Origin of the sequence: Nonomuraea sp. NPDC050786, assembly GCF_040654115.1 — a bacterium.
Taxonomy (GTDB): domain Bacteria; phylum Actinomycetota; class Actinomycetes; order Streptosporangiales; family Streptosporangiaceae; genus Nonomuraea.
Genome location: NZ_JBFAHJ010000002.1, coordinates 486,959 through 503,618, shown reverse-complemented (window position 1 = coordinate 503,618; position 16,660 = coordinate 486,959). Strand labels below are relative to the sequence as shown.

At 70.7% G+C, this 16,660-nt stretch carries 18 protein-coding genes; 5 read left to right on the top strand and 13 right to left on the bottom strand.

Translation table 11 applies throughout. The annotated features are described in order from the left end of the window. The first annotated feature begins 187 nt into the window (after nucleotides 1-187). Together AB0H84_RS06730 and AB0H84_RS06725 are read left to right on the top strand one after the other, a co-directional pair. Entirely contained in the window at nucleotides 188-640 is a 453-nt protein-coding gene (locus AB0H84_RS06730) for a helix-turn-helix transcriptional regulator (RefSeq protein ID WP_357599160.1), read from the top strand. 175 nt (nucleotides 641-815) lie between these two features. After that, the gene (locus tag AB0H84_RS06725; protein WP_357599157.1) at nucleotides 816-1,040 is read left to right on the top strand and encodes a hypothetical protein; all 225 of its coding nucleotides are present in this window, start codon (nucleotides 816-818) and stop codon (nucleotides 1,038-1,040) included. Between the two features lie 99 nt (nucleotides 1,041-1,139). On the opposite strand, the gene AB0H84_RS06720 is transcribed toward AB0H84_RS06725, so the two are convergent. From AB0H84_RS06720 to AB0H84_RS06710, 3 genes are all read right to left on the bottom strand, one after another. Next, the gene (locus AB0H84_RS06720; RefSeq protein WP_357599154.1) at nucleotides 1,140-1,808 is read right to left on the bottom strand and encodes a Type 1 glutamine amidotransferase-like domain-containing protein; all 669 of its coding nucleotides are present in this window, start codon (nucleotides 1,806-1,808) and stop codon (nucleotides 1,140-1,142) included. A gap of 392 nt (nucleotides 1,809-2,200) precedes the next feature. Continuing rightward, nucleotides 2,201-3,625: a type I glutamate--ammonia ligase gene (gene glnA, locus AB0H84_RS06715; RefSeq protein WP_344985436.1), complete on the bottom strand. Its 1,425-nt coding sequence runs from the start codon at nucleotides 3,623-3,625 to the stop codon at nucleotides 2,201-2,203. Nucleotides 3,626-3,718: 93 nt separating this feature from the next. Further along, nucleotides 3,719-4,813 carry a hypothetical protein gene (locus AB0H84_RS06710; RefSeq protein ID WP_357599152.1) on the bottom strand — a complete coding sequence of 365 codons (1,095 nt, stop codon included), beginning with the start codon at nucleotides 4,811-4,813 and terminating at the stop codon, nucleotides 3,719-3,721. A 77-nt stretch (nucleotides 4,814-4,890) separates the two neighbouring features. Here AB0H84_RS06710 and AB0H84_RS06705 point away from each other — a divergent pair, with 77 nt between their 5' ends. The 3 genes from AB0H84_RS06705 to AB0H84_RS06695 all read left to right on the top strand — a co-directional run bounded on the left by AB0H84_RS06705 (nucleotide 4,891) and on the right by AB0H84_RS06695 (nucleotide 6,962). Beyond that, nucleotides 4,891-5,352 carry an RDD family protein gene (locus AB0H84_RS06705; RefSeq protein WP_357599150.1) on the top strand — a complete coding sequence of 154 codons (462 nt, stop codon included), beginning with the start codon at nucleotides 4,891-4,893 and terminating at the stop codon, nucleotides 5,350-5,352. A gap of 63 nt (nucleotides 5,353-5,415) precedes the next feature. Beyond that, nucleotides 5,416-6,027: a helix-turn-helix domain-containing protein gene (locus AB0H84_RS06700; RefSeq protein WP_357599148.1), complete on the top strand. Its 612-nt coding sequence runs from the start codon at nucleotides 5,416-5,418 to the stop codon at nucleotides 6,025-6,027. After that, nucleotides 6,024-6,962 (top strand): hypothetical protein, encoded by a 939-nt coding sequence (locus tag AB0H84_RS06695; protein WP_357599145.1) that lies wholly within the window; start codon nucleotides 6,024-6,026, stop codon nucleotides 6,960-6,962. Before AB0H84_RS06700 ends, AB0H84_RS06695 begins: the two co-directional genes overlap by 4 nt. On the opposite strand, the gene AB0H84_RS06690 is transcribed toward AB0H84_RS06695, so the two are convergent. The 10 genes from AB0H84_RS06690 to AB0H84_RS06645 form a co-directional block, all read right to left on the bottom strand. Next, entirely contained in the window at nucleotides 6,943-7,707 is a 765-nt protein-coding gene (locus AB0H84_RS06690; RefSeq protein ID WP_357599141.1) for a methyltransferase domain-containing protein, read from the bottom strand. The genes AB0H84_RS06695 and AB0H84_RS06690 overlap by 20 nt on opposite strands. Then, on the bottom strand, nucleotides 7,707-8,387 hold the full coding sequence (locus AB0H84_RS06685) for a DUF4191 domain-containing protein (protein WP_357599138.1): 681 nt from the start codon (nucleotides 8,385-8,387) through the stop codon (nucleotides 7,707-7,709). The genes AB0H84_RS06690 and AB0H84_RS06685 overlap by 1 nt, the downstream gene beginning before the upstream one ends. Nucleotides 8,388-8,452: 65 nt before the next feature. Next, nucleotides 8,453-10,807 carry a glycoside hydrolase family 3 C-terminal domain-containing protein gene (locus AB0H84_RS06680; RefSeq protein ID WP_357599135.1) on the bottom strand — a complete coding sequence of 785 codons (2,355 nt, stop codon included), beginning with the start codon at nucleotides 10,805-10,807 and terminating at the stop codon, nucleotides 8,453-8,455. Between the two features lie 45 nt (nucleotides 10,808-10,852). Next, entirely contained in the window at nucleotides 10,853-11,668 is an 816-nt protein-coding gene (locus AB0H84_RS06675; RefSeq protein WP_357599132.1) for an alpha/beta hydrolase, read from the bottom strand. Further along, complete coding sequence (locus tag AB0H84_RS06670; protein ID WP_357599129.1) at nucleotides 11,644-12,030, bottom strand: VOC family protein; 387 nt, start codon at nucleotides 12,028-12,030, stop codon at nucleotides 11,644-11,646. Before AB0H84_RS06670 ends, AB0H84_RS06675 begins: the two co-directional genes overlap by 25 nt. An 86-nt stretch (nucleotides 12,031-12,116) precedes the next feature. Beyond that, the gene (locus AB0H84_RS06665; RefSeq protein ID WP_357599127.1) at nucleotides 12,117-13,073 is read right to left on the bottom strand and encodes a helix-turn-helix domain-containing protein; all 957 of its coding nucleotides are present in this window, start codon (nucleotides 13,071-13,073) and stop codon (nucleotides 12,117-12,119) included. Between the two features lie 134 nt (nucleotides 13,074-13,207). Beyond that, the gene (lipA, locus tag AB0H84_RS06660) at nucleotides 13,208-14,137 is read right to left on the bottom strand and encodes a lipoyl synthase (protein ID WP_357599125.1); all 930 of its coding nucleotides are present in this window, start codon (nucleotides 14,135-14,137) and stop codon (nucleotides 13,208-13,210) included. Between the two features lie 42 nt (nucleotides 14,138-14,179). Further along, entirely contained in the window at nucleotides 14,180-15,160 is a 981-nt protein-coding gene (locus tag AB0H84_RS06655) for a M48 family metallopeptidase (protein ID WP_357599122.1), read from the bottom strand. A 22-nt stretch (nucleotides 15,161-15,182) separates the two neighbouring features. Then, nucleotides 15,183-15,875 carry a lipoyl(octanoyl) transferase LipB gene (lipB, locus tag AB0H84_RS06650; protein WP_357599120.1) on the bottom strand — a complete coding sequence of 231 codons (693 nt, stop codon included), beginning with the start codon at nucleotides 15,873-15,875 and terminating at the stop codon, nucleotides 15,183-15,185. Between the two features lie 37 nt (nucleotides 15,876-15,912). Beyond that, nucleotides 15,913-16,650 (bottom strand): peptidase E, encoded by a 738-nt coding sequence (locus AB0H84_RS06645; RefSeq protein WP_357599117.1) that lies wholly within the window; start codon nucleotides 16,648-16,650, stop codon nucleotides 15,913-15,915. Nucleotides 16,651-16,660: the final 10 nt, after the last annotated feature.

Below are 16,660 nucleotides of genomic sequence, written 5' to 3'. Positions count from 1 at the left end.
CGGCGGCAGGGTCTTTTCGGTCATGGGGGTCATGCCACCTCCCCGGTGTAGCGAGATGTTGCATCCGTGCCCCGGACGCTACAAGATGCAACATCAATACAGCAATGAGCAGCACCAGTGGACGCAAAAAAAAGATCATGTGGGCGGCGAAAGCCACGGGACGCCACAATGTGCTACAACTTGCAACATGGGCGATGACGACAGGCGGGCGGGCCCCGCGCAGCCCTTCTACGAACGCGTCAATCACGAGCGGATCAGGCGCGGCTGGACCCAGGTGAAGCTGGCGGAGCAGTCGGGTGTCGACCGTGCCACCATCCACCGGATGCGGGCGGCGAAACCGCAGCCGGACACGGTGTTCGCGCTGGCGGCCACGCTCGACATCGACCGCGACGAGGCGCTGCGGCTGGCCGGTCTGGTGCCGGGTGGCGCGGGTGGCGCGCTTCCCTCTCTCGCCGAGGACCCGGAGGTCGACGAGTTGCTGGCGAGGCTTCCGGCGCGGCGGCGGGCGATCCTGGAGCGGTTCAGGGATTCGGAGCGTGAGCGCGTCCGGCGGCTGCGGGAGCAGGCCGAGGCCGAGGCGGCCGAAGCCGGCAGGCGCTTCAAGGAGCTTGTCCGCATTGAAGTAGAGGAGTCGGAATAGCCCCGAAAGCGATATTCGCCATGTTGCGCGGTAATCGTACGACTACTCTGAGTATTCAGCTCGCTGCGCCGAGTTCTTTTACCTGGCGCGATCTTCGCCTGAATGTATTTCGATGATTATTCAGGCGATGCTATGAGTAGCGGAAACCCTTCCGCGCCGTACAAAGGGGGGCCCAATGCGTCACATCCTCCCCATCGCCGCAGCGATCCTGTGGCTCGCCAACATCGTCTACGTGGCGGCGATCCCCTGGATGCCGGCGGCGTGGCACGAAAGCAACCGCCTCGAACCGGTCCAGCTGCTCACCGTGGGAGCCGCCGTCGCGGTCACCGTCGCCTGGCAGCTCCACCGGCAGGGGATCGAATACCGGATCGGTTACCGCCACGGCCGCGCCGACCGCTGAACGCGCGGGGGCACAGCCGGTGGCATGACCGGAGGGCCGCAGCGCACGCGAGCTGCGGCATGAGAGGGCGCCTCGCTCACTCGCGGTTGGCGGCGGTGGCTAGGAGGACATGAACCTCCAGTGCCCCTCGGAGACGACCTCGACGGTGCCGTCGGTCACCTTGATGGCCGTCCGGTCGTCGATGGCGTACGCCGGACCCGCGATGTCGGCGGCCCATTTCTCGGCCGCGGCCATGGTGTTGCCCGGCATGAGCTCGTGTCCCAGGTGCGGGAAGATCGAGAAGTCGACGACCCCGAGGGTGCGGTCGCTTCCGGTGGGCGGCGTCCATTCGACGAAGTAGTCACCGATCCGGGGGGTCATCACCATGCTTCCGGCGCTCACCCCCACCCAGACCGTCTCGGGCAGCGACGGCAGCAGATCCGCCAGCCCGGACTGCCGCATCCAGTGGCACAGGTACGTCGCATCGCCGCCGTCCACCAGCAGGACGTCAGCCTCCTGGACCCAGGGGACCCAGCGGTCTCTGCCGATGCTGGGCAGTGCGGTGAGCTCGAGGAGGCCCACCGACTTCCAGCCCAGGTCGCACATGGGTGCCGGGGACTGCCCGGCGATGAAGCGCCAGGCTGAGGCCGGCGTGCACATGGGGTGGCCGTACTCCGCCGTAGGGATGCAGAGCGCACTGGAGTCGGCGATCGGCTTGCCCAGCAGGTCGACCAGCGCATCTCGGATGCTCGTGTTCGTGACGCCCCCGGAGGTGAGCAGCAGCTTCAAGATGTCTCCCGATTCGAGTGTGATGGAGCGGTGTGACGTGTAGACCTGGGACCACCGCGGGATTCATCGCTGCTGTGGGAAGCCAGGAAGCCGGTCCGCAGGCTGCCGGCCGCCCCCGCCGATTTCCACAAGAGCTCGTATTCGGGTTCCACCAGGCCCGAGGCCCCGCCGATGGTCATCACCGTCTACACCGCCCAGGTGACGCAGGAGCACACCAGCCCGCTGAACCAGGACACCGGCGTACCGAACTGGAAACGATGTCCTGAGCGGCCTGCCGTCGGCGGCGAAGGTCCCGCCTCGCGTGGGTCCTCATCAGTGCCCCGCCGGCACGGAAACGGCCCGGCATCGATCACACCCACGATGCCGGGCCGTTCTGTTCGGACTCTGTCCGGTCAGACGTCGTAGTACATCTCGAACTCGTGCGGGTGCGGACGCAGCCGGATCGGGTCGACCTCGTTCTCCCGCTTGTACGAGACCCACGTCTCGATCAGGTCAGGCGTGAAGACGCCGCCCTCGAGCAGGTAGTCGTGGTCGGCCTCCAGCGCGCTGAGCACCTCGGGCAGCGAGCCGGGCACCTGCGGGATGTTGCGGGCCTCCTCCGGCGGCAGCTCGTAGAGGTCCTTGTCGACCGGCTCCGGCGGCTCGATCTTGTTGCGGATGCCGTCGAGGCCCGCCATCAGCATGGCCGAGAACGCGAAGTACGGGTTGCACGACGGGTCGGGCACCCGGAACTCGATGCGCTTGGCCTTCGGGTTGGAGCCCGTGATCGGGATGCGGACGCAGGCCGAGCGGTTGCGCTGGGAGTAGACCAGGTTGACCGGGGCCTCGTAGCCGGGGACCAGGCGGTGGTAGGAGTTGACCGTCGGGTTGGTGAAGGCCAGCAGCGACGGGGCGTGCCTGAGCAGGCCGCCGATGTAGTAGCGGGCCGTGTCGGACAGGCCCGCGTAGCCGACCTCGTCGTAGAAGAGCGGCGAGCCGTCCTTCCACAGCGACTGGTGGCAGTGCATGCCCGAGCCGTTGTCGCCGAAGATGGGCTTCGGCATGAACGTGACCGTGTGGCCGTACTCGAGGGCCGTGCTCTTGATCACGTACTTGTAGAGCATCAGGTTGTCGGCGGTCTTGAGCAGCGTGCCGAACTTGAAGTCGATCTCCGCCTGGCCCGCCGTGCCGACCTCGTGGTGCTGCATCTCGACGTCGATGCCGCACTCGATGAGGTTGCGGACCATCTCGGAGCGCAGGTCGGTGAAGTGGTCCATCGGCGGCACCGGGAAGTAGCCGCCCTTGTAGCGCGGCTTGTAGCCGAGGTTGCCGCCCTCGGTCGACTTGCCGGTGTTCCAGGCGCCCTCGATGGAGTCGATGTAGTAATAGCCGGCGTTCTGCTTCGTCTCGAAGCGCACGTCGTCGAAGATGTAGAACTCGGCCTCGGGGCCGAAGTAGACCGTGTCGGCGATGCCCGTGCCCTTGAGGTACTCCTCCGCCTTGCGTGCCACGTTGCGCGGGTCGCGGCTGTAGGCCTCGCCGGTCAGCGGGTCGTGCACGAAGAAGTTGATGTTGAGCGTCTTGTGCTGGCGGAACGGGTCCACCACCGCGCTCGACGGGTCAGGCAGCAGAAGCATGTCGGACTCGTGGATCGCCTGAAAGCCTCGGATCGACGAGCCGTCGAACATGAGCCCGTCGGTGAAGACGCTCGCGCTGAAGTTTTCTACCGGGAAGGTGAAGTGGTGCGTCGTCCCCGGCAGGTCGGTGAACCTGACATCGACGAACTGCACCCCTTCGTCACTGATGAACTTCAGGACGTCGTCGGCGGAGTTGAACACTCTCGAACCTCCCTGGGGACTGGCCATCATGCCGACGCTAGGACGTGGCCGTTTCCGTATGGTGTCTCGATTGTTTCGCACGTGTTACGCAGGTCAGGTGGGTAGCGACGTGGAGCAACCCTTCGGATTGTCCTCTCTCAGCTTGTACGGGTCCGTAGGCGCGCCGGTGGGCGCCACCGTGCTGCGGGGTGTGTCGTCGTACTCGGGGTGGATGAAGCCGTCGCGCGTGTCGCAACGCGCGGGGGTGCTGTCGTTCCCCCATTTCACCGGCCACACGACGAGCCGCCCGCCTTCGCGGTACAGCCGCGTGCTGCCGACCGGGTGCGTGACGACCCGGACGGTGGACTCCGGCCGGTCCGGGCGGTGCACGGCGTAGACGACCAGGTGGTTCAGCTTCACCTCGACGCCCCGCCGGCCCCGCTCCTTGAACGTGCCGAGCTTGACGCGCCCGTGCACCTTGATCACATCGGTGGAGAAGGCGGCCGTGCCCTTGGCGAACTGGACGACGAAGGCCGCGGCGTCCTTCTTCTTGTTCTTCTTCTTGAGGTCGTCGAGGAACCACTCGCGCAGGTCGGGGTCCAGCAGCTTGATGAACGCCGACGGCTTGCCGCCCATGAGCGTCTTCTTGTCCAGGAAGGCCGCCGCGAGCAGCTCGCGCGTCCGCTTCAGCCCCTTGGCCACGTCCTTCCTCGACAGCCCGCCCAGCGCCTTCGCCTCCGGCAGCACGAACCCGGCCACCCCGTCGGCGTACTTCTCGGCGGGGGATCCGGCGAACGGGCTCGGCGGCTCCTCCCCGCCGCCGTCCGCCCGGTCCTCAACCGGGTCCTCCACCGGACCCGGCGAGACCTCGCCCGACGGTGCCGCGATCACCGCGTCCTTGGGCGCCGGCTGCTCAGGCACCGCGCCCGAGGGGGTGAGCAGGTCGGGGCGGAAGGTCACGACCACGCCCGCGGCCGCGATCAGCCCCGTGATCACGGCCATCGCGATCCAGGCCCGCCCGATCCGCCGCCGCGGGGCCGTCTCACTCTCGTACGGGCCCGATAAGCGCGAGCGTCTCTCTAACCGGTCCGTACGCCGCTGTTCTTTCGCGCCTTTGGCGGCCGCGGCCCGCATCCTGCGCTGTTGCTCCTCGTCGATCTGCGCGACCAGCTCGTTGAAGCGCGCATCAAGGTCATCCCCGTGTGGCATGGCGTACATGATGGCCGGTTTGCGACGCGGTTGGGTCACGAAGCGGACCGGCCCTCAGGGCGGATACCGTTGGGGACATGAGCAGCAAGGGGCCTCGGTGGACGCAGACCTGGCTGGGCGGGATCAGGTCCGCCGGGATCGATCTCGGCTACCCGGGTGAGCGCCTGGGCCTGCCCGAGGAGGGCAGCGGATCGATCGCCGGCTGGGGCCGCAGGATCGCCGCACTCGTCATCGACTGGATGATCTGCACGTGGGCCGTCGTGCAGCTGCTGCTCAGGATGAACCCCGCCGAGCAGCCGTGGGCGCCCGCGGTCGTCTTCGCCGTCCAGTACCTGATCCTGGTCGGGTTCATGGGGCAGACCTTCGGGCACCGGCTGGCCGGCATCAGGGTGGCCGCGATGGACGGCGGAAACCCCCGCTGGCTGCCCGTGCTGGTGCGCACCGTGCTGCTCTGCCTGGCCGTGCCCGCCCTGATCTGGGATCGCGACCACCGCGGGGTGCACGACCGCGTCTCCAACACCATGGTCGTGCGCATGTAGCTGCCCGGAGGAGAAAGGCGAACCGGGTTTAAAAATGAACCCGGTTCGTTTTATGCTTTCCTCATGGGGCTCAGGGAGCGGAAGAAGGAGCAGACGCGGCGGCGGATCGCCGAGGTGGCGCTGCGCCTGTTCGACGAGCGCGGCTACGACGCGGTGACCGTCAACGAGATCGCCGAGGCGGCCGGGGTCGCCAAGGTGACGCTCTTCAACTACTTCCCGGCCAAGGACTGCCTCGTCACGGAGGGCGTCAAGGACGACCTGGCCGCGATCGTGGCCGGCCGCCTCGAGGGAGTCTCGCCCCTTGGCGCGCTGCGCGAGCACTACCGGGCGCTGGCCGCCCAGGGTGCGGGCGAGATGGACGTGGAGTCGCTGCTGGCCAGGGTCCGCGTGATCTCCTCGAGCCCGGCCCTGATGGGCGCGGTGCACGGGATGCGCATGAGCGAGCGGTACGAGCTGGCGCAGGCGCTCAAGGAGGCTCATCCGGGCGACGACCTGACCGCGCAGCTCATGGCCGCGCAGATCACCGCCGCCGTCACCACCGTCCAGGAGGCGTTCTTCCAGCGCATCGCCGCGGGGGAGTCCCTGGACGAGGCGGGCGGGCGCCTGGCGGGCGACGTGGAGCTGGCCTTCGACCTCCTGGAGCACGGGCTCACATCAAAAGGGGATAAATCATGAAAAAGGGGATCAACTATGACGTCGGGTTTCTTCCGGGCGACGACCTGAGTCGCACGTCGTTCCACCTCGAGGACGTCCGCCGCGACATGCGCACGATCGCGGAGGACCTGCACTGCGCGTCGGTGCGCATCTCCGGCCGCGACCCCGAGCGCGTCGAGGCGGCGGCCAGGGAGGCCGCGGCGGCCGGGCTGGAGATCTGGTTCGCCCCGTTCCCCGTGGACCTCACGCAGGACGAGATGGTCGAGGTCTTCGCCGACGCGGCCGGCCGCGCCGAGGGGCTGCGCCGCGACGGCGCCGACGTCGTGCTGGTCACCGGCTGCGAGATCACCGCCTTCGGCAAGGGCTTCATCGAGGGCGACGGCTACCGCGACCGGCTCGACGCCATGATGAGCGGCGACATGGCGTGGTGGACGTCCCTGATGCAGGTCATGCCCCGCTTCAACGGCTACCTGGCGAAGGTGGCCGGGACCGTGCGGCCGCTGTTCGGCGGCAGGCTGAGCTACGCCTCGGGGCCGTGGGAGCCGGTCGACTGGGCCCCGTTCGACGTGGCGGGCGTGGACGCCTACCGCGCCTCCTACAACGCCCACGACTTCGCGGACGAGCTGCGCGCCCAGTTCAAGCACGGGAAGCCGGTCGCGGTGATCGAGTTCGGCACGTGCGCCTACCGCGGCGCGGGGGAGCGCGGCGGCTCGGCGTGGGTGGTGCCCGACGGCGCCGTGCGCGACGAGGGCGAGCAGGTGCGCTACTTCACCGAGCTGATGGACGTCTTCGAGCAGGAGGGCGTGGACACCGCGCTCTGGTTCACGTTCGCGACCTACAACCGGACCGGCGAGGCCGACCTCGGCTCGTACGGCGTGGTGCGGCTGCTCGACGAGCGGCGCTGGGAGCCCAAGGAGGTCTTCCACGCCATGGCCGCTAGGTATTCGCGCAGCTGAAGATCGCCGTGCCGGGGATGTGGCGGCCGCGCAGCGGGCTCCAGCCGCCCCACACCCGCTCGTGCCCCTCGGGCCACTCGGGCTCCAGCAGCCCGGTGACGGTCAGCCCGGAGGCGACCAGCAGGCTCACCCAGTCGCCCAGGGTGCGGTGGTGCTCGACGTACGTGACCGTGCCGCTTTCGTCCCGTTCCTCATAGGGGGAGCGGTCGAAGTAGGACCGGTCGGACGTCAGCCCGCGCGGCCCCGGATCGTCGGGGAACGCCCAGCGGATCGGGTGGCTCACCGAGAACACGAACCGGCCGCCCGGCCTGAGCACCCTGCGCACCTCGCGGAAGACCGCGAGCGGGTCGGCCACGAACGGCAGCGCGCCGAACGCCGAGCAGGCCAGGTCGAAGGCGTCGTCGGCGAACGGCAGCGACTCGGCGTCGGCCTGCACCACGGGCACGTGCAGCCCCGTGTCGAGGTCGATGCGCTGGGCGTGGCGCAGCTGCCGGTGCGAGATGTCGAACGCGGCCACCCGCGCCCCCTGCGTCACCAGCCACCGCCCGCACTGCGCCGCCCCGCAGCCGATCTCCAGCACGTGCCGGCCGCGCACCTCGCCGAGGAGGTGCGCGTCGGCCTCGTCCACGCCCTCGGGGCACCAGACGAACGCCGTGTCACCCAGGAACTCGCCGTGCTCGACCTGGTAGTCGTCGGCGTTGCCGTCCCACCACCAGCGGTTGGCCCGCGACGAACCCGACAGCACTAGCGCATCTTGGGGCCGCGCGGCATGCGGGCACCCCTGGGCATCGGGCCCTTGGGCATCGGCATGTTCTTCGGCAGCGAGCGCAGGCGGTCCTTCACCTCGTTGACCGCGGGCTTCTTCAGGTTGCGCGGCAGCTTCATGAGGTGGCGCTGCAGCTTGCCGAGCGGCACCTGCCCCTCGCCGTCACCGCACTGCACGTCGTAGATCTCGATGCCCAGCACCACGCGCGCGACCCGCTTCTTCTCGGCCGCCAGCATCTTCGCCACCCGGTTGCCGGGCCCCTCCGACACCAGCACGACGCCGGGGAAGCCGACCACGAGGTGGATGAGGTCCTGGTCACGGTTGACCGCGATGGCCGGGGTGACCTGCCAGTTGCCGCGCATGCCCTGCAGCACCGCCGCCGCGGCGCCGGTCTGGCCGTGCAGGATCGAGTATTGGGCCTTCTGGGCGAGCTGCCCGAAGACCACCAGACCGACCGTGAGCGCGGCCAGCACGCCGATGAACACCGAATAGAGCAGGTAGTCCGTGACCAGGCCGATCACGACGACCACCGCCAGCGTGCCCACCGCAGAGAGGAAGACTAGGGGCATCCCCTTGGGGTTGGCCTGCTTGATGATCTGCGCGATCATGCGGAGCTGCTTGATGCGCCCCGGCTTCTCTGGTTCCTCGGACTTTGCCATGCTCTGAAGGATACAAACCAACTGGTGCAGTACGGAAAACGCGACCCGGCCATTTCTCGCGCGGCTTATACCTTCACGGTAGCCGACAGCCGCAGAGCGCCCACATGGGGGCCCGCCGCGACCGCGTGCTCGCCCTCGACCGTCCGCCAGCCGCCCTCCCAGACCTGGAAGGCCCGCTCCGGCAGGAAGATCGTGGTGAGCACGGTCTCCCCCGGCGCGGCCTCGACCACGTCGAAGCCGGCCAGCGCCCCGGCGACGTACACCTGCACGACCTCGCGGCCAGGGCGGTCGCCGGTGTTGGTGACGGCCACCGTGACGGTCGTCCCCTCGGCCGCGATCGAGTCGTACGACCAGGTCGTGTAGCCCAGGCCGTGCCCGAACCAGAACGCGGGCGCGCGCCCCGACCGCTCCCACGCCCGGTACCCGATCGAGACGCCCTCGTCGTAGGCCAGCACGCCGTCCACCGGCGTCACGTCGACCACGGGAACGTCCTCCAGCCGCTTCGGCCACGTCGTGGGCAGCCGCCCGCCCGGCTCCGCCGCCCCGAACAGCACGTCCGCCAGCGCCGCCCCCGCCTCCTGCCCGGGGAACCAGGTGAGCAGCACCGCCGCCACCTCCTCCGTCCACGGCATCTCGACCGGCGAGCCGGCGTTGACGACCACGACGGTGCGCGGGTTGGCCGCGGCGACGGCGCGGATCAGCTCGTCCTGCCGTCCGGGCAGCCTGAGGTCAGTGCGGTCGAAGCCCTCGCTCTCCACCTCCGGCGTGGTGGCGGCCACGACCACCGCCACGTCGCACTCGGCCGCCACCCGCGCGGCCTCCGCCAGCAGCTCCTCCTCGCCGGGGCTCGGATTCGCGTGGCCGACCGTGAACGACACGAACGCCATCCCGCCGAACGCCCCCGCCGGGTGCGTCACGACCACCTCGTACGGCTCCCCGGCGGTCATGTCCACGCCCACCCGCCGCTCCGGCGGCGACAGGAACGCCGCGGCCGGGTCGTCGCCCTCCGCCTCGAGGATCTCGTCGAGGACGGTCTCGCCGTTCACGACGACGGTGAAGGCCCCGACCCCGGCGACGGAGAGCTGGTGCCCGCCCGAGATGTCCGGCGCGTACGTGGTGCGCAGCCGGACCGCCGCCAGCCGGTCGCCGTCCACGCCGGGCGGCAGCTGGCCGATCCACCGGGCCTCGGCCGCGGCCAGCGGCTGCTCGGACAGCACCGCGCCCTCCGCGTCGAGGAAGGCGGCCGTGGCCGGGCCGGGCAGCGGGGACAGGCGGAGCCGGGGGTCGGTGCCGAGCGCGTACCGGACCTCGGCCCGCTCCCCGAGGCCCTGGAGCGGCGAGACGATCCTGTCGGGGAAGACCTGCGCGCTGCCCCCACCCATGACGCGGGACTCGGCGGCCGCGGCTCCGATCAGCGCGACGGTCCTGACCTGCCGGAACGGCAGGATGCCGTCGTTGGTCAGCAGCGTGAAGCCGCGCGTGGCCACCTCGCGGGCCAGCGCCACCCCGTCGACGGGCTCCCCGGCGGGAGGCGGCGCGGCCTGCGGTCCGGGGCCGCGCAGCGCGCCGACGCGCCAGGCCAGGCGCAGGATGCGGCGCACGCGGTCGTCCACGACCGACTCCGGCACGCGCCCCTCCCGCACGGCCGCCTCCAGCTTCTCGCCCCAGGGCCCGGACGGGCCGGGCATCGCCACGTCGGTGCCACCCATGGCGGCGGCCTCGGTCGTGCGCAGCGCCGTCCAGTCCGACACCACGAACCCGTCGAACTCCCACTCGCCCTTCAGCACCCCGTTCACCAGCTCGGAGTGCTCCGTCATGGTGGTGCCGTTCACCGAGTTGTAGGCCGTCATGAGGCCCCACGCCCCGGCCTCCACCACCCGCTCGAACGGCCGCAGGTACGCCTCCCGCAGGGCCTTCTCGCTCACCCGGACGTCCGCGGTGAAGCGTTCGGTCTCGAAGTCGTTGGCCACGAAGTGCTTGGGCGTGGTGGCGACGCCGCCCTCCTGGACGCCCTCGACGTAGGCCGCGCCGATCTCCCCGGTCAGGTAAGGGTCCTCGGAGAAGCACTCGAAATGGCGGCCTCCGAGCGGCGAGCGGTGCAGGTTGATCGTGGGGGCCAGGAGCACGTGCACGCCCTTGCGCCTGGCCTCCTGCGCCAGCAGCGCGCCCGCCCGCCGCACCAGGTCCACGTCCCAGGTGGCGGCCAGCGCGGTCGGGCTGGGCAGCGCGATCGAGGGGTCGGCGGAGCTCCACTGCTCCCCGCGTACGCCGATCGGGCCGTCACTCATGACGAGCCGGTCAAGGCCGATCTCGGGCAGCGGCGGGAGCGACCACATGTCGGCCCCGGTGAGCAGGCGGATCTTGGTGCTGAGGTCGAGCCGGGCGATGAGCGCTTCGAAGTCCACCACCACAGTCTTCACCAGGTCACCGAACGTCCGGAAGCCCGCCGCTGTGCCGGCACGGACTCAGGCGGCGACGAAGAACTCCAGGAGCTCGGGGACCAGCGCCTCGGGCGCCACGTTGTGGGCCTGGTCCTCCAGCACCCGCCGCACCGCGCCCGGCACCGCCGCCGCGACCGCCAGCCCCGCGTTCGACATCCAGCCGGGGCTGTCCTCGCCGTTGAGCACGAGCGTCGGCTGCGTGAGGGCGGCCAGCCGCCCGGCGGGCAGCGCGTTGCCCGGCCCCATCACAGCGGCCTCGTAGGCGAGGGTGTGGGCCAGCGCCTCGAGCTCCGCCCAGGACGGGTGCGCGCGCATGGCGGCCACCGCCTCCGGGGGCGCCTCGGCCGCCTCCACCATGAACCGCTCCACCGCCTCCCCGAGCCTGCCCGCTCTCACCAGGGCGTCGAGCCGCGTCGCGAAGTCGTCCGGCAGCGGGGGCGCGCTGTCGTCCACGTGGTACGGCGGCTCCCACAGGGCCAGCTTGGAGATCGCCGGATTCCGCACCGCGGCCTCCAGCGCCAGCGCGGCCCCCGACGAGCCGCCGAACACCATGGCCGACCCGCCCGCCGCCTCGAGGACGGCCGCCAGGTCCTCGATCTCCCGCTCGACGGCGTACGTCGGGGTGTCCCCGCTGTCGCCGCGCCACCTGCGGTCGTAGTCGAACACCGTGAACCACGGCGCCAGACCGGCCGCCACGCCGACCGGCGTGGCGTGCCCCCTGGCCGTGAACGCGCCATGGACCAGGACGACCGCCGGTCCGGAGCCGTACCGGTCGAAGGCGATGACCGTGCCGTCCGCCGAGGTCGCCTTGCCGCTCATCCGGCCGGCTGCACCAGGCACAGCGCCTCCCAGTGGTGCCCGTCGAGGTCGGCGAAGCCGCGCTGGTACCTGATGCCGTCCTCCTGCTGGACCCCCGCCGGGGAGGCGCCGGCCGCCAGCGCCTTGTCCACCAGCTCATCCACCTGGGCGGGGTTCTCCATGCCCAGCACCAGGATCGCCTCCGTGCTCTTGCCCGCGTCGGCGATCTCCTTGGTGACGTACGAGCCGAACGTCGGCTCGGTCAGCAGCATGACCTGCGTCTCCTGACTGATGACCACCGACGCCATCCCCTCGGCCATGCCGAAAATGGTGAAGCCGAGCTCGGTGAAGAACGCCTTCGACCGCTCGAGATCCTTGACCGGCAGGTTGACGAACAGCTGCATTTCCTTACCCCTTCCTTCTGCGTGCCATCAGTCTGCTCGTGGAAGGGGCCGCCGGTCTTGGATCCGGGTGCCAGATGGATTGACGTTCAGCGCACCGCGTTGGCGCGGCGGTACTCGGCGGGCGGCATCCCGTACGCGCGCTTGAACAGCCTGCTGAAGTGGGCCGAGTCCGGCAGCCCCCACCGGGCCCCGATCTCGCTCACGGATCGGGGGCCGCCCTCTGCCAGCTCCGCGCGGCAGCGTTCCAGCCGCCGCTGCCTGATCCAGGCGGCCACCGTGGTGTGCTCCGACTCGAAGAGCCGGTGCAGGTAGCGCACCGAGACGTGGTGCGCGGTCGCGACGGTGGCCGGGTCGAGGTCGGCCTGGCCCAGCCGCTGCTCGACGAAGGCGTGGATCTTCAGCAGCAGCATGCGCTGCCGGGAGTCCTGCGGTAACGACCGCCTCTGCTCGACGCGTTCGGCGACGGCGGTGCTGATCAGATCCGTCACCACCGTGGACAGCCGGGCGGCGCTCTCCGGGCGGTACGTCTCGATGTCCATGGCCACCCGGCGCAGCAGCGGCACGGCCAGCGCGGCGGTGCCCGACTCGGCCGTGACGGGGACCGCGGTGAGCGTGTCCAAGGCGCCGCCCGGCAGGGAGAGCAGGTCGCGCGGGAGGCTGAACACCGCGAGCTGCACCGCCGAGTCGTAGGCCAGCTCGTAGGGCCTGGTGAAGTCGTAGATCGCGAACTCGCCCCTGCTGAGCTGGGCGTACCGCCCGTCCTGAGCCACCCGCGGGCTGCCCTCCAGAGCCAGCACGACGCGGTAGAGCTCGGGGCTGTCACGGCGGATCAGGCCGGAAGTCCTGTGCACGCTGTGGGGCGTGGAGGTGCGCACCCGCCCGACGCCCACAGGGCCGAGCTGTCCGGCCTCGATCTCCCCTCGCAGCGGAGCATCGGGGTCGATCCTGAGGTCGAGCGGGCCGAGCGTGTCGCACACGACGCTCCGCCAGGCGTCGTGGCGCTGCCCGGCGGGCAGGTCACGCGTGCGGATCAGAACGGCCATCCCGTCGCTCCTCCGTCGGCTGCCCTGCCATGCTAATGATCCCCCAGCACGCGCGCGGGCCGTCGCCGGAGGCCCCCGGAGACGAAGCAGCCCCGGGAGCGCGCGTGGCGGTCCCGGGGCCGGCGGGTAGGTGGTCAGGCCGTCTGGCGGGCCTCGATGGCCTGCTTGTAGAGGCGGCCGGCCCGGTACGACGAGCGCACCAGCGGCCCGGAGAGCACACCGGCGAACCCGATGGCCTCCGCCTCCGCCTGTAGCTCCACGAACTCCTCAGGCTTCACCCAGCGGTCCACCGGGTGGTGGCGGGGCGTGGGCCGCAGGTATTGCGTGATGGTCAGCAGGTCGGTGCCCGCGGCGTGCAGGTCGCGCATGGCCGAGACGACCTCCTCGCGCGTCTCGCCCATGCCCAGGATCAGGTTGGACTTGGTGACCAGCCCGGCCTCGCGGGCCATCGTGATCACGGCGAGCGACCGGTCGTAACGGAACGCGGGACGGATCCGCTTGAAGATCCGCGGCACCGTCTCGACGTTGTGGGCGAACACCTCGGGCCGGCTGGAGAAGACCTCTTCCAGCTGGTCGCGGTTGCCGTTGAAGTCAGGCACCAGCAGCTCGACGCCGCACCCGGGCAGCAGGCCGTGGATCTGGCGGGCCGTCTCGGCGTAGAGCCAGGCGCCGCCGTCGGGCAGGTCGTCGCGGGCCACGCCGGTCACGGTCGCGTACTTCAGGCCCATCTGCTGGACGGACTCGGCCACCCGGCGCGGCTCGTCGCGGTCGTACTCCTTCGGCTTGCCCGTGTCGATCTGGCAGAAGTCGCAGCGGCGCGTGCACTGGTCGCCGCCGATGAGGAAGGTCGCCTCGCGGTCTTCCCAGCACTCGTAGATATTGGGACAGCCCGCCTCTTCACAGACCGTGTGCAGGCCCTCCCGGCGCACGAGCGATTTCAGCTCGGTGTATTCGGGGCCCGTCTTCAGCTTGGTCTTGATCCACGGGGGCTTGCGCTCGATAGGGGTTTCGGCGTTACGCACCTCCAGGCGGAGGAGCTTTCGGCCTTCAGGAGCAACGGTCACCCACTCAGCTTACGTCTCCCACGAAAGCGGCCTGGTCGTGGGTCAGGAGATGAGACCGAATCCGCGGATGGCCCGCGTGTAGTGGCCGAGCAGCTCCTCGTCGACGCGTTCGGAGTCGTGCGTGCCGAGCAGCTCGGAGTGCGGGGGAGAGGTGAGCACCCCGTCGGCGGTGAGCCTGGAGCGGGCCAGCGCGCCCTGCCTGATCGCCGCCGCGCTTTCGCCGCGCAGCGCCGCGGCCTGCATCGGCGCGAGATAGCCGCCGCCGGCCAGCGCGTCCAGCGCGGCGAGCTCCCCTTCGGACGCCGCCCGCCGGGCCAGCGCCCGTTGCCGGGCCACGGTACGGGCCTCGCCGGCGCGGGCCAGCCGCGTCAGCGCGTACCGCACCAGCAGCACGGGGCCGCCGAGCACCCGCCCGATGAGCCGGCCGAGGGCCCCCATCGCCTCGTACGTGGTGCCCGGATGGTCCAGCGTGCCCAGCGAGGAGCCCGCGATCTTGGTCTGCGCCTCCTGCCTGACCTGCAGGGCCTCGGCCCCCACCAGGGCGTCCCGCCACGCCTCCAGCGTGTCCAGGGCACCGTCCACGATCAGCTCGTCGCCGGTCGGGACCCGCGCGTACGCCGTGGCCAGCAGGGCCACCCGCTGCCTGGGCGGCAGGGCGAGCCAGAGCGGCAGCCCGATGGTCAGAACCGGGGTGCGCAGCGGGCCCACGCGCCCATAGCGGGTCTCGGCCGCCAGGTCCCTGACCGCGACCTTCGCCGGCCGACGTACGCCGACGCGGTCGGCCACGCGCTCCGCGACGCCGTACAGCTCCGGCGCCGACGACCGGTCGAGCACCTCGGCGTCGGCGGGCAGGCCGCCCAGGCGCGGCCGCAGCGCCCACGCGATGGCCAGGCTGGTGACGCCGAGCAGCCACGCGACCAGGTCGTCCACGTGGGCGAGGATGATCCACGCGCCGAGCGCGACGAAGCCGAGCGTCAGCAGATGCACCATAAGGGCGAGTAAGAGGGCGAGGAGACGCTTCACACGGCCGATCGTAGGCCGTCGATCACCGGCGGAGAAGGTCCTCCTCGTGGAGTTCGTACGACTCCATGCCGAGCGCCTCCGCCAGCCGCTTCTCCGCGATCGGCATGACCTCCTCGACCACGATGCGGCGGCCCGTCTCCGCCGACAGCGAGGAGACACCCACGTCGGGGATGCCGCACGGCGTGATGCGGCTGAACCAGCGGGGGTCGTTGGCGCAGTTGAGGGCGAAGCCGTGCATGGTGACGCCCCGCGCGACGCGCAGGCCCACCGCGCCGAGCTGGCGGTCGGGCAGGCCCAGGCTGGCGTCGCCGATCGCCCAGACGCCGCCGCGCCCCCTCACGCGTCTCGCCGTGACGCCGAAGTCGGCGCAGATCTGGATCATGGCCTCTTCGAGGCGGCAGGCGTACGTGACCACGTCGGTGACGGCGACGATCGGGTACGCCACGAGCTGCCCGGGACCGTGCCAGGTGAGGCGGCCGCCCCGGTCGACGTCGACGACCGGCGTGCCGTCGGCCGGGCGCTCGTGCGGGGCGGTGCGCTTGCCCGCGGTGTAGACGGGGGCGTGCTCAAGGATCAGCACGGTGTCGGTCAGCTCTCCGGCGACCCGCTTGCCGTGCACCCAGCGCTGCAACGACCAGGCCTGCTCGTAGGGGACGTCGACGCCGAGGCGGACGATGGCGAGTGCGTGGGGATCGTCCCCGTGGATGGGGCGCATGAGCCTATTGTGCCGTTCCCTCACCCGCGAAGGGTAATCAGGGGGTCAAGAGTCGTGGCTCGATCCTGAACTCCTTGACGCCGGCCGCCCCGTCGCTCTCGACCCGGTACGCGTAGCCGCCCGGCTCGACGGTCACCGCCTGGATGAACTCCGTGCCCACGTAGTGCAGCCCCACGCCCTCGTCGGCGGCGTATCCGCTGGGCAGCTCGCCGCTCGCCACCGAATCCTGAAGCAGCCGGCGGCGCTGCGGGTCGGAGTCGTAGTGGACGCCGCACGAGTAGGGCAGGAAGCCGAGGCCCTCGGCCCACACGCGCAGGTCGGGCCCGAAGGAGTCGGTGTTGCCGCCCACGTGCCAGCAGAGCGCGCCCGCGCTCTGCCCCGACAGCACCACCCCGGACCGCCACGCCTCCTCGAAGGCCTCGTCGTAGCCGTGCAGCCGCCACAACGCCATGAGGTTGGCCACGCTGCCGCCGCTCACGTAGATCATGTCCTGCTCGAGGATCCAGGCCCGCGGATCCTCGACATTGGGCATGGGGAACACCGTCAGGTGGCTCAGCTCGACGTCCCACCCGGCGAAGGCGCCGTACATCTTGAGCAGCCAGTCGTCGGAGTCGCCGACCGCGGTGGCGACCAGCCCGAGCTTCGGGCGGTCCTGCCCTGTGAGGTCGAGGCCGTAGCGCAGCAGCGGGCTGGCCTCGATGAAGCTGTAGCGCCTGCTCGGGCGGAAGGATCCGCCCCCGATGGCGAGGATGTGTGACTGCCCTGACCGGCTCATGTCAAGATTC

Coding starts and splice junctions, on each gene's coding strand:
- AB0H84_RS06730 (WP_357599160.1), top strand. CDS start 188: ATGGGCGATGACGACAGGCGGGCGGGCCCCGCGCAGCCCTTCTACGAA.
- AB0H84_RS06725 (WP_357599157.1), top strand. CDS start 816: ATGCGTCACATCCTCCCCATCGCCGCAGCGATCCTGTGGCTCGCCAAC.
- AB0H84_RS06710 (WP_357599152.1), bottom strand. CDS start 4,813: ATGCCACACGGGGATGACCTTGATGCGCGCTTCAACGAGCTGGTCGCG.
- AB0H84_RS06705 (WP_357599150.1), top strand. CDS start 4,891: ATGAGCAGCAAGGGGCCTCGGTGGACGCAGACCTGGCTGGGCGGGATC.
- AB0H84_RS06700 (WP_357599148.1), top strand. CDS start 5,416: ATGGGGCTCAGGGAGCGGAAGAAGGAGCAGACGCGGCGGCGGATCGCC.
- AB0H84_RS06695 (WP_357599145.1), top strand. CDS start 6,024: ATGAAAAAGGGGATCAACTATGACGTCGGGTTTCTTCCGGGCGACGAC.
- AB0H84_RS06685 (WP_357599138.1), bottom strand. CDS start 8,387: ATGGCAAAGTCCGAGGAACCAGAGAAGCCGGGGCGCATCAAGCAGCTC.
- AB0H84_RS06670 (WP_357599129.1), bottom strand. CDS start 12,030: ATGCAGCTGTTCGTCAACCTGCCGGTCAAGGATCTCGAGCGGTCGAAG.
- AB0H84_RS06665 (WP_357599127.1), bottom strand. CDS start 13,073: ATGGCCGTTCTGATCCGCACGCGTGACCTGCCCGCCGGGCAGCGCCAC.
- lipB (WP_357599120.1), bottom strand. CDS start 15,875: ATGCGCCCCATCCACGGGGACGATCCCCACGCACTCGCCATCGTCCGC.
- AB0H84_RS06645 (WP_357599117.1), bottom strand. CDS start 16,650: ATGAGCCGGTCAGGGCAGTCACACATCCTCGCCATCGGGGGCGGATCC.